This window comes from Hansschlegelia zhihuaiae (assembly GCF_004103825.1).
GTDB classification, from domain to species: domain Bacteria; phylum Pseudomonadota; class Alphaproteobacteria; order Rhizobiales; family Methylopilaceae; genus Methylopila; species Methylopila zhihuaiae.
Genome location: NZ_RYFI01000020.1, coordinates 1 through 9,709, shown reverse-complemented (window position 1 = coordinate 9,709; position 9,709 = coordinate 1). Strand labels below are relative to the sequence as shown.

Genomic DNA, 9,709 nt, shown 5'->3' with positions numbered 1-9,709 from the left:
GGCGAGCCGCACCGGGCCGGCGCGGCGTGCGATCATGGCGTCGGAGATATTGGGCAGGACGCGGCGGGCCATGGAGATCACCCCGACCGTTCCCCCGACGTCGATCGGCTCCACCGTGTCGTAGAGCACGACCCCGATGCGGGCGGGCGCGTCTCGGTCTCGCATTCAAGGCTCCTCTTGATCGTGAGATGTGTCTCGTCCATGAGCTAGCGTGTGAGCATCGAACGCGCCGACATTGACCTCAGCCTGGACGAGCGACCGCGGAAGCCCGCCGCGGGCGAGCGCGCGCAGGTCGAGGTGCTGGCCGCGGAGCTCCGCCGCCACCGCAAGGACCGGGGGCTCTCGCTCGAGGCGCTCTCGGCGCTCTCCGGCGTCAGCCGTTCGATGATCTCCAAGGTCGAGCGCGCCGAGGCGGCGCCCTCGACCACGCTGCTGTCGCGCCTCGCCGAGGCGCTCGGCGTCACCTTCTCGCGGCTGATGGCGCCGCCGACCGAACGCGAGATCCTGGTGATCCCGGCCGACCGGCAGCCGATCCTGCGGGACGCCGAGTCCGGCTTCCTGCGGCGCTGCATCTCGCCGGTGCTTCCCGGCCGCGGGATCGACTGGGTGCTGAACACGGTGCCGCCCGGCGGAAGCTCGGGCCGCTTCGTCGGGCACCGGCGCGGGGTGTCCGAGTACATCTACGTGCTCAAGGGCCGGCTCGAGGCTCACGTCGGCGACAGGGCGGTGACGCTCGAAGAGGGCGATAGCCTGTATTTCGAGGCCGACGCGGACCATTCCTTCGCCAATGTCGGCGCCGGCGACTGCCAATACTTCCTGGTCATCGACTCGTCCCGCATCCGCTGAGCTCCGCCTGCCCGGCAGGCGCCCCGCCCGCGACATCGCCCGAAAGCGCGCCAGCCCGGCCGCGCGAGGCCGCGATCCCCTTACACTTTAGTCTGGCACGGGCCTTGCCTCCCGAATAGTGGAAATTTCTCCACTATCGTTGGATAGGAGGCATGACATGAGCGACGCGCCGACCGCTGATGGCCTGAGCGTCCCGACCTCCAGGTCGGAAGACAAGGAGATGAAGCGCATCGTCTGGGCGAGCGTGCTCGGGACGGTGGTGGAGTGGTACGACTTCCTGATTTACGGCACCGCCGCGGCGCTGGTGTTCAACAAGCTGTTCTTCCCGACCATGGACCCGGTGGCGGGCACGCTCGCGGCCTTCGCGGCCTATGCGGTCGGTTTCGTGGCGCGCCCGCTCGGCGGCGCGATCTTCGGACATTTCGGCGATCGGATCGGCCGCAAGGCGATGCTGACCCTCACCATGCTCATCATGGGCCTCGGCACGTTCCTGATCGGCTGCCTGCCGACCTATGAACAGATCGGGATCTGGGCGCCCATCCTCTTGGTGCTGCTGCGCCTGCTCCAGGGCGTCGGCATCGGCGGCGAATGGGGCGGCGCGGTGCTGATGGTGATCGAACACGCGCCCGAAAAGAAGCGCGGCTTCTACGGCAGCCTCGTGCAGGTCGGCTTCCCGGCCGGCGTCGCGCTGTCGACCGCGACCTTCCTCGGCCTGACCATGCTGCCGCAGCAGGACTTCCTGTCCTGGGGCTGGCGGCTGCCCTTCCTGTGCAGCATCGTGCTGATTGGCGTCGGACTGTTCGTGCGCCTCAAGCTCGTCGAGACGCCGGCCTTCGCGCAGGTGAAGAAGACCGAGTCGGCGGCGCGCATGCCGGTGCTCGACGTCATCATGAAGGAGCCGAGGACCTTCCTGACCGCGGTCGGGCTCAAGGTCTCGGAGGTCGCCTGGGTCTATGTGCTCACCGTGTTCTCGATCGTTTACGCTACCGGCACGCTCGGTCTCCCGCGGAGCCTGATCCTCTACGCCATCCTGCTCGGCGCCGTGCTGGAGTTCGCGACGCTGCCGTTGTTTGGCTGGCTGTCCGACAAGATCGGGCGCCGGCCGATGTATCTCGGCGGCGCGCTGATCAGCGCGCTCTGCGCGCTGATCGTGTTCCCGCTGCTGGAGACGCGCGACCCCACAGTCGTAGTGATCTCGATCGCCGTCATCATGAGCTTGACGCACGGCACTATGTTCGGCCCGCAGGCGGCGTTCCTGCCGGAGCTGTTCGGCACCCGCGTGCGCTATTCGGGCGCCTCGCTCGGCTGCCAGATCGCGGCCGCGATCTCGGGCGGCTTTGCGCCAATGATCGCGACCGGCCTGCTCGCCTGGGCGGGAGCGACGTGGCCGATCGCCCTCTATCTGATCGGGCTCGCCGCGATCACGCTGGTCGCTACGCTCTACGCAACGGAGACGCGCGACCTCGACATTGGCCGCGCCTGACGCGAGCAGACGAGACGGCGGCGTCCGGACCGCTTCGTTCCGGGCGCCGCGATCCACCAAGGAGCGCCGATCGGCGACGCCAGGGAGACCGGAATGAGGGACGACGAGACGCGACGCGAAGCGCTGGCCGAGCCGCAAGCCACGAGGCCCGCGCCGAAAATGGTGGAGGCCTTCGAGCACGCCGCCGGCTCCATAGCACGCGGCGTGCCGGGGGGAGCGACCGGCTTCCGCGGGGTCCTGCTGCATATCCATGTGGCGCCGGCCGCGAGTTACGAAATGGAGGAGCTTCGGGAGGCCGAATGCGTCGCCGGCCGCGGCATCGTGGGCGACCGCTATTTCGACGGGACCGGCACCTATTCGCCGAAGCCCGACACCCGCGAGGTGACGCTGATCGAGCAGGAGGCGCTCGACGCGCTCGCGCGCAACGACCCGCCGCTGCAGGGCGGCGCGATCGCGCTCGCGCCGGGAGATCACCGGCGGAACCTCACTGTCCGCGGAGTCCCCCTCAACCATCTGGTCGGTCGGCGCTTCCGCGCCGGCGAGGTGATCCTCAGGGGCGGGCGGCTGAACTTTCCCTGCAAATATCTCGAGGAGCTTCTGGGCCTGCCCGTCTATCTGCCGCTCTACAACCGCTCGGGCCTCAACTGCGGGATCGAGAGCGGCGGCGTCATCCGCCCGGGCGACGCCATCGAATTGCTGGACGACGCCGACGCATGACCGCGCGCATGATCATGAAGCTTCGGGTGGAGGCCGCGGCGCTTTCGACCCCGAAGGTGCTGCATCTGACGCTGGTCCACCCGATCCGGCCCGAACTGCCGGCCTGGGAGCCGGGCGCGCATGTCGACCTGAGGCTGCCGGACGGCAAGATCCGGCAATATTCGCTCTGCGGCGATTCCGCCGACCGCCGGACCTACGAGATCGCCATCAAGCGCGAGGACGCTGGCCGCGGCGCGTCGCGCTGGGCGCATGACGCGCTCGCGCCCGGCGCGGTCGCCCATGTCTCGGCGCCGCGCAGCAATTTCCGCCTCCAGGAGGCGAGGCGGCACGTCTTCGTCGTCGGCGGCATCGGTGTGACGCCGGCGCTCGCCATGGCGCGACGGCTTGCGGCCGACGGGGCGGATTTCACCGTCCATTTCTGCGCGCGGTCCGAGCCGGAGGCGCCGCTGCTGCCGGAGCTCCGCGCGGTGTGCGGCGACCGGCTGCAGACCTGGTTCTCGGCTGACGGCCGCCGCTTCGACCCTCAGCTGATCGGCCCGGCGCACGACGCCTGCCTCTATGTCTGCGGGCCGCAGCGGCTGCTGGACGCGGTGCGGACCGCCGCCGCCGAGCTCGGCTGGCCCGAACAGCGCATCTGCGCCGAGGCGTTCCAGGCGACGCTCGACGAGAACTTCAAGCCCGAGCCGTTCGACGCGACGCTCGCCTCGACGGCGGAAACGCTGCACGTGCCGGCGGACCGCTCGCTGCTTGAGGTGCTGCGCGACCACGGGATCACGATGCCCTCATCATGCGAGCTCGGGGTCTGCGGCTCCTGTGTGTGCGGCTACACGGAAGGCGTCGTCATACACCGCGACGCGGCTCTCTCGGTCGCGGACCGGCAGGACAAGATTGCGACCTGCGTCTCCCGCGCGCGCGTATCGGTGACGCTCGACCTGTGACCGTGACGGTGGACGGGGCCGCGATCAGGATACGCTTGTCAGCGACCGAGGCGGGAACCGCGAGAGGAGCGTATTATCTAGCCCATCCAACTCAACACAACGCCGAGGCTCAAGGTCTCGAGCAGTAGAACTTTCCTCGCCGATCGCCCGGGGCCCAGTCGGCCCTCATCGCCGGAAGCCGATCAGAACCCCGTCCGCTCCCAATGACAGCTGCAAACCTCTCCGGCGGGTCGCAAGGCGCATCACCACGCCCTTGCCGTTGCGGAGCCAGAGCGTGCCCCGGCCCTTGTCGCCCAGCGCCCAACCCTCGCGAACCTGGACATAGGCGCCGGCGAAGTCGCTCACGCGGGTCAGGCCGTAGACCGAGCCGGTCGCAAGCAGCCGCGAGGCGCCGATGCCTCCGATGCCGAGTCCCCCGACCGTGATGTCGTAGCTGCGGTCGCGGAAGCGCAGCGTTCCTCCCCCGATGGCCCCGGAGCCGATGAGGGCGACCTGGAGCTGCTGGATGCGGACGGCGGCGGCAGGCGGGCCCGCAGGAGGCGACGCTGCGAAAGCCGGGCCTCCGATCAACACGCAGGACAACAAGACTGAGGCGATTCTGGCGATCATGGTCGCTCTCCGAAGCCTTGAACGGCTGGACTTCCGGCCGTCAGTCTTTTTCGGCGCAAAGCGCCTCCCGTATCCTCGACAGCTCCTTCTTTCGGTCGTCTCCGACGACCGGCATCTTCAGATCGAGCCGTTCAAGGACTGCAGAGATGGCTTCCGAAATCGCAAGCCGCGCGAACCATTTGTTGTCGGCGGGGATGACGAACCATGGCGCCCATTCGGTGCTGGTGTTCTCCAGCATGTCCTCGAACGCCTTCTGATAGTCGTCCCAGTATCTCCTTTCCTCCGCGTCCGCGACCGAGAACTTCCAGTTCTTCTCGGGCTCGTCGATGCGCGACAGAAACCGGCGCTTTTGCTCCTTCTTGGAAACGTTCAGGAAGAATTTGACGACGATCGTGCCATTCTGTCGTAGGTACTTCTCGAAATCATTGATCTCCTTGAAGCGACGCTTCCAGATGTCCTTGTCCAGTGATTTCGGCGGAAGCTTCTGCTTCTTCAGAAGCTCCGGATGGACCCTGACGACCAGCACCTCTTCATAGTAGGACCTGTTGAAGATGCCGATCATGCCGCGTCCGGGCAGGGCCTTCTGGGCGCGTCCCAGGTAGCAATGATCGAGGTCGTCGGCCGACGGCGCCTTGAAGCTGGTGACCTGGCATCCCTGCGGATTCACCCCCGACATGACGTGGCGTATGGCGCCGTCCTTTCCGGCGGCGTCCATCGCCTGGAATATGATCAGCAATGAATAGACGTCCTGGGCGTAGAGGATCTCCTGCATCGCCGACAGGCGCTCCACATTGGCCGCCACCTGGGCGAGGGCGCCGGCCTTGTCGTCGTAGCCGCCCGTGAAATCAGGGTCGAAATCCTTCTTGAGCGACACCGGCTTGCCCGGCTGGACGGCGACGTCCCGGAACCGAAATCGCACCCGGTCGCCGTCGCCGACGGCGACTTCCCGCTTCTTGTCGAAGTCAAGCCCCGGCGGCATCTCACCCTCCCTTGTTCTTGAAGTCGTCTGGTTTGGGCCGAAAAGCGCTCCAAGCGCCGATAGATGCCCAGATCTCACGGGGCCTGTTGACCGCATCCATGTATCTTTACTGTTACGGAAGGCCTACGACGCCTCGCGTCCGGGAGCGCTCGTCTGTGGGCTCTCTCCGGCGTCAGAAGTCGTGTGGAACGCGACAACCGCATCCTCGGCGTCCTCGAAAATCATGTCTGTTCCGATCCTCTCGGCGACGCCCGAGCGCCGCAACAGGTCCAGCGGCTCGCCGTGGAGCTGCACGACGCCGAATTTCAGGCCTCGGCGTCTTGCGAAGGCGCAGAGCTCATCGAGCATGGTCGCGGCGGTGGTGTCGATCTGGGCCGCAGCGCTGGCGTCGAGGATGAACCACCGGGTTTCGGGCGGCAGGGTCGCAATCGCCGCCTCCACCCGGCTCCTGACATAATCCGCGTTGAAGAACAGCAAGCTGCCCTGAACCAGATAGATCGCAAGGCCTGCGATTGGCCGAGCATCCGGATGCCGATGCAGCTTGTAGAAGCCTTCCCGGCCGGGGATGCGGCCGAGCATCGCGTCATGTGGCCTGAGCCCCTTCATGACGAGGTAGAGCAAGGTCGCGGCGATGGCGACGACGACGCCTTTCAGGACGCCGAGCGTGATCACGCCCGCGATGCTGATGAACGCGAAGACGAACTCGATCCGGCTGACCCTCCACAGGTCGCGCAGGATGCGCAGATTCAGGAGGCTGACGGCGGCGGACGCCAGGATCGCTCCGAGCGCCGGAGTCGGAAGGATGGAAAGCGGCTTCGTCAGAAAGAGCACGGCGACCGCCAGCGCGACGGCGGAAACGATCGCGGCGAGCTGTGTCTTTCCGCCCATCAGATCGTTGATCGCCGTCCGGGAATCCGACGCCGTGACCGCGAAGCCTCCGAACAGGCCGGAAGCGAGGTTCGCCCCGCCGAAGCCCAGCAATTCCCGGTTGGCGTCGACCGCGTGCCTGTTCTTCGCCCCAAAACTCCTCGCCGTGACAATGCCGGAGCCGAAGCTTACGATTAGCAGCGCCACAGCGCCGAGGATCAGATCGTCGATCGCGACGCCGCGCGGGATAGGCAGGGCCGGAAACGGCAATTTCGAAGGAACCTCGCCGACGACGCGGATTCCCATGGCCGAGAAGTCGAAGACCGCGGACAGGAGGATGGCCAGCGCCACGGCGATCAGTGGACCGGGAATCGCCGGGCGCCACGCGCTCAGAAGCCGAAGCAGGACGAAAAGGCCGCTCCCCAGCGCCACCGACGGCCAGTGAATGTCGGCCGCCTTTCCGGCGAGTTCGATCAGCGGCCTGATGAGGCCGTCGCTGTCGATCTTGATCCCCGTGAAGCGGCCGAGCTGCCCGATCAGTATCGACAGCGAGACGCCGGTCATGAAGCCCGTCAGGATCGGTCGGGACAGGAAGTTGGCGATAAAGCCGAGCCGCAGAAAATAGGCGACGAAGTAGAGCGCGCCGGCGATCGCCGCGAGCGCTGCCGACGCCACTACACGTTCCTCCGCCGTCGCCGGGCCGAACGACAGCAACACCGCGGCCAGCACCGTCACGGTGCCTGCGTCCGGCCCCACCACAAGCTGCTTGGACGAGCCGAGCAACGCGTAGCCGAGCACCGAAACGATGCTGGCGTAGAGCCCGACCTCCGGCGGCAGGCCGGCCAGCGCGGGATAAGCGATGGCGCTCGGCAGACCGACCGCGGCGATCGCAAGACCCGCGGTCACGTCATAGCGGAGCCATTCTGGCCGGTAGGTCCGCAAGCGCGCGATCTGAAGAAGACGCATGGCTTTGACCGCGACCCTCGCCGAAGGACGGGCGATCATGCTCGCCTGTGATCGCCGAAACAACATCCGACCTTCGTCAGCCCGCGAACCGCGCTATCGCGCGAGACACTGCGTTGAACTAGCATCAAAGGTTCGATCCCCAGGACCCGCGTCGGCGCGGCGACAGCCGGCTTGAGGTCGACGGGGGGTCGGCGCGCGCGTGGCGTTTGCGTCCCGGAAACTGGATGGAGCCGCGCCGTCAGCAAGGCCGACGAGCCGCAGCCCGATGGGAGGCATGACCGATGGCCGAGCAGAAAATAATGTCCGCGAAAGACCTTCGAAGTCTAATGGATGACATCGAGACTACGAACGCCCGAAAGGCGCGAGAGGCTGCCGAAAGGGAGCGCAAGGCGCAGGAAGAGCTGCACGACGCCTTCATGAAGCGCGAATTGCCTCCGGACATCGTCGAGCGGGTGTCGACGCGGGTGCGATGGGCGGCCGAGCGCGGCGAGAAGGAGCTGCTCGTCATGCGGTTCCCGAGCTCGTTCTGCACCGACCAGGGAAGGGCGATCAACAACGCCGACCCGAAATGGCCGCAGACGCTCGAAGGCTTCGCCAAGAGAGCTTACGAGTTCTACGAGAGCGAGCTGAAGCCGAATGGATTTGGCTTGCAGGTCGAAATCGTCGACTTCCCCCGTGGAATGCCCGGCGACGTCGGCTTCACCCTCGTGTGGTGACGTCCCTGGCCGAAGCCACAGCTCAAATGTCGCGCCAAAATCTTGCCTTTTGGACGGCGGGGAGCGGGCGGCGGCGACCGCCGCCCAGAGCCGCCGCGAACGGTTTTCCCTAAAGGGCCGGAGGCTCTTCGCGATGAGCAAAGCCATGGAAGGTCCGGCCGCCGCGACTCGTCTTCAGGAAGACCTGACCCGCTCGACGCTGGTCGTGCTGTTCATCGGAGGCCTGCTCATGGTGGGTTTCCTGGTGATGCAGCCGTTCCTGCCGGCGATCATCTGGGCCATGACCCTGGTCATCGCCACCTGGCCCCTGATGCTGCTGGTGCAACGCAACACTGGCGGCCGGCGCGGCGTCGCTGTCCTGATCATGACGCTCGCCCTGCTGTTGCTGCTGATCGTGCCGTTCTGGCTGGCGGTCAGCACTGTCCTCGCTCACCTCGCGGAGGTCGGCGATTTGGTGCGAACGGTTCGATCGTTCAGGGCGCCGCCCCCGCCGGATTGGCTCGCGGAGACGCCGCTCGTCGGCGCTCGCGCGGCCGAAGCCTGGGAAAAGCTGGCATCCGCGGGCGTGCGTGACCTCGCCCCGAAGCTGACGCCCTATGCCGGAGCGCTGACTCAATGGTTCGCGTCGGCCGCCGGAAGTCTGGGCGCAATCTTCCTTCATTTCCTTCTGACGACCGCGATCGCCGCAGTCATGTACGCAAAGGGCGAAGAAGCGGCCGCCACGGCCATCCGCTTCGGCCGCCGGCTCGGGGGCGATCGCGGCGAACTGGCCGTCCGTCTCGCCGGCCAGGCCGTTCGAAGCGTGGCGCTGGGGGTCGTGGTGACCGCTCTCGCGCAGAGCCTGCTGGCGGGCGTCGGCCTGTGGGTGACCGGGGTGCCGTTCGCCCCGGTGCTGACCGCGGTGATCTTCCTGCTGTGCTTGGTTCAGCTCGGGCCAGCCCTCGTCATGGGGCCGGTGGTCGTATGGATGTATTATTCCGGCGACCCCTTCTGGGCGACCGTGCTGCTGGCCTTCACGGTCGTCGCCGCCGTCATGGACACTTTCATACGTCCGATCCTGATCCGGAGGGGAGCGGACCTCCCACTGCTGCTGATCTTCGCCGGCGTGATCGGCGGGTTGATCGCGTTCGGCATACTGGGAATCTTCATCGGGCCCACGGTGCTCGCGATCGCCTATGCGCTGCTGAACGCCTGGATGGCGGATCACCCCGACAGCGAACACGCGGCCGAACGCCCGGACGGTCGCTCGGCCCCGGCCGTCGAGAGCATTCCACTGCTCGAACCTCTGCGGGTGGAGTGAACACCAAGTCGCGTCGGTGATGATAATGGCGGCAGCGGCGCTGGCGGAAGTTATCGCCACGGTCGTCTACGATCGTGAGCGAATTTTTTCCGAAAACCTATCTCCGCCGCTTGATGATATTTGGGATATCGGGCCGGCGGCCGGAGAGCAGATCGTCGTTCACGGCCCGCAGGCGCCGCCCCCCGGGGCTCTCTCGGTCTAAGCCGCTGGATACGACCCAGATTAAGACGAATCCGCTCTAGAGCGGATTCGCGTTAATCCGGATCGTATCCAGCGGCTTTGAAGAAG

10 protein-coding genes are annotated in these 9,709 nt (G+C 66.7%); 7 read left to right on the top strand and 3 right to left on the bottom strand.

What is annotated here, in order from left to right:
* The first annotated feature begins 213 nt into the window (after positions 1-213).
* The 4 genes from EK403_RS17930 to EK403_RS17915 all read left to right on the top strand — a co-directional run bounded on the left by EK403_RS17930 (position 214) and on the right by EK403_RS17915 (position 3,984).
* Positions 214-846 (top strand): helix-turn-helix domain-containing protein, encoded by a 633-nt coding sequence (locus EK403_RS17930; RefSeq protein WP_245479777.1) that lies wholly within the window; start codon positions 214-216, stop codon positions 844-846.
* Between the two features lie 157 nt (positions 847-1,003).
* Positions 1,004-2,329 carry an MFS transporter gene (locus EK403_RS17925; RefSeq protein WP_206659579.1) on the top strand — a complete coding sequence of 442 codons (1,326 nt, stop codon included), beginning with the start codon at positions 1,004-1,006 and terminating at the stop codon, positions 2,327-2,329.
* A gap of 93 nt (positions 2,330-2,422) precedes the next feature.
* Complete coding sequence (locus EK403_RS17920; RefSeq protein WP_128778834.1) at positions 2,423-3,046, top strand: MOSC domain-containing protein; 624 nt, start codon at positions 2,423-2,425, stop codon at positions 3,044-3,046.
* A complete protein-coding gene (locus EK403_RS17915; protein WP_128778833.1) occupies positions 3,043-3,984 on the top strand; it encodes a PDR/VanB family oxidoreductase in 942 nt (313 codons plus the stop codon). Before EK403_RS17920 ends, EK403_RS17915 begins: the two co-directional genes overlap by 4 nt.
* Positions 3,985-4,149: 165 nt before the next feature.
* Here EK403_RS17915 and EK403_RS17910 read toward each other — a convergent pair whose 3' ends face one another.
* From EK403_RS17910 to EK403_RS17900, 3 genes are all read right to left on the bottom strand, one after another.
* The gene (locus EK403_RS17910) at positions 4,150-4,593 is read right to left on the bottom strand and encodes a hypothetical protein (protein WP_128778832.1); all 444 of its coding nucleotides are present in this window, start codon (positions 4,591-4,593) and stop codon (positions 4,150-4,152) included.
* A gap of 40 nt (positions 4,594-4,633) precedes the next feature.
* Positions 4,634-5,572, bottom strand: a complete 939-nt coding sequence (locus EK403_RS17905; protein ID WP_128778831.1) for a polyphosphate kinase 2 family protein — start codon at positions 5,570-5,572, stop codon at positions 4,634-4,636.
* 123 nt (positions 5,573-5,695) lie between these two features.
* A complete protein-coding gene (locus EK403_RS17900; protein WP_128778830.1) occupies positions 5,696-7,405 on the bottom strand; it encodes a SulP family inorganic anion transporter in 1,710 nt (569 codons plus the stop codon).
* Positions 7,406-7,731: 326 nt separating this feature from the next.
* Here EK403_RS17900 and EK403_RS17895 point away from each other — a divergent pair, with 326 nt between their 5' ends.
* The 3 genes from EK403_RS17895 (at position 7,732) to EK403_RS22510 (ending at position 9,623) form a co-directional block, all read left to right on the top strand.
* A complete protein-coding gene (locus tag EK403_RS17895) occupies positions 7,732-8,121 on the top strand; it encodes a hypothetical protein (protein WP_245479776.1) in 390 nt (129 codons plus the stop codon).
* A 133-nt stretch (positions 8,122-8,254) separates the two neighbouring features.
* Positions 8,255-9,421: an AI-2E family transporter YdiK gene (ydiK, locus tag EK403_RS17890; protein ID WP_245479775.1), complete on the top strand. Its 1,167-nt coding sequence runs from the start codon at positions 8,255-8,257 to the stop codon at positions 9,419-9,421.
* A 25-nt stretch (positions 9,422-9,446) separates the two neighbouring features.
* Positions 9,447-9,623 (top strand): hypothetical protein, encoded by a 177-nt coding sequence (locus EK403_RS22510; RefSeq protein ID WP_164919663.1) that lies wholly within the window; start codon positions 9,447-9,449, stop codon positions 9,621-9,623.
* The last annotated feature ends 86 nt before the right edge of the window (positions 9,624-9,709 follow it).

Coding starts and splice junctions, on each gene's coding strand:
- EK403_RS17925 (WP_206659579.1), top strand. CDS start 1,004: ATGAGCGACGCGCCGACCGCTGATGGCCTGAGCGTCCCGACCTCCAGG.
- EK403_RS17920 (WP_128778834.1), top strand. CDS start 2,423: ATGAGGGACGACGAGACGCGACGCGAAGCGCTGGCCGAGCCGCAAGCC.
- EK403_RS17915 (WP_128778833.1), top strand. CDS start 3,043: ATGACCGCGCGCATGATCATGAAGCTTCGGGTGGAGGCCGCGGCGCTT.
- EK403_RS17910 (WP_128778832.1), bottom strand. CDS start 4,593: ATGATCGCCAGAATCGCCTCAGTCTTGTTGTCCTGCGTGTTGATCGGA.
- EK403_RS17905 (WP_128778831.1), bottom strand. CDS start 5,572: ATGCCGCCGGGGCTTGACTTCGACAAGAAGCGGGAAGTCGCCGTCGGC.
- EK403_RS17900 (WP_128778830.1), bottom strand. CDS start 7,405: ATGCGTCTTCTTCAGATCGCGCGCTTGCGGACCTACCGGCCAGAATGG.
- EK403_RS17895 (WP_245479776.1), top strand. CDS start 7,732: ATGGATGACATCGAGACTACGAACGCCCGAAAGGCGCGAGAGGCTGCC.
- ydiK (WP_245479775.1), top strand. CDS start 8,255: ATGAGCAAAGCCATGGAAGGTCCGGCCGCCGCGACTCGTCTTCAGGAA.
- EK403_RS22510 (WP_164919663.1), top strand. CDS start 9,447: ATGGCGGCAGCGGCGCTGGCGGAAGTTATCGCCACGGTCGTCTACGAT.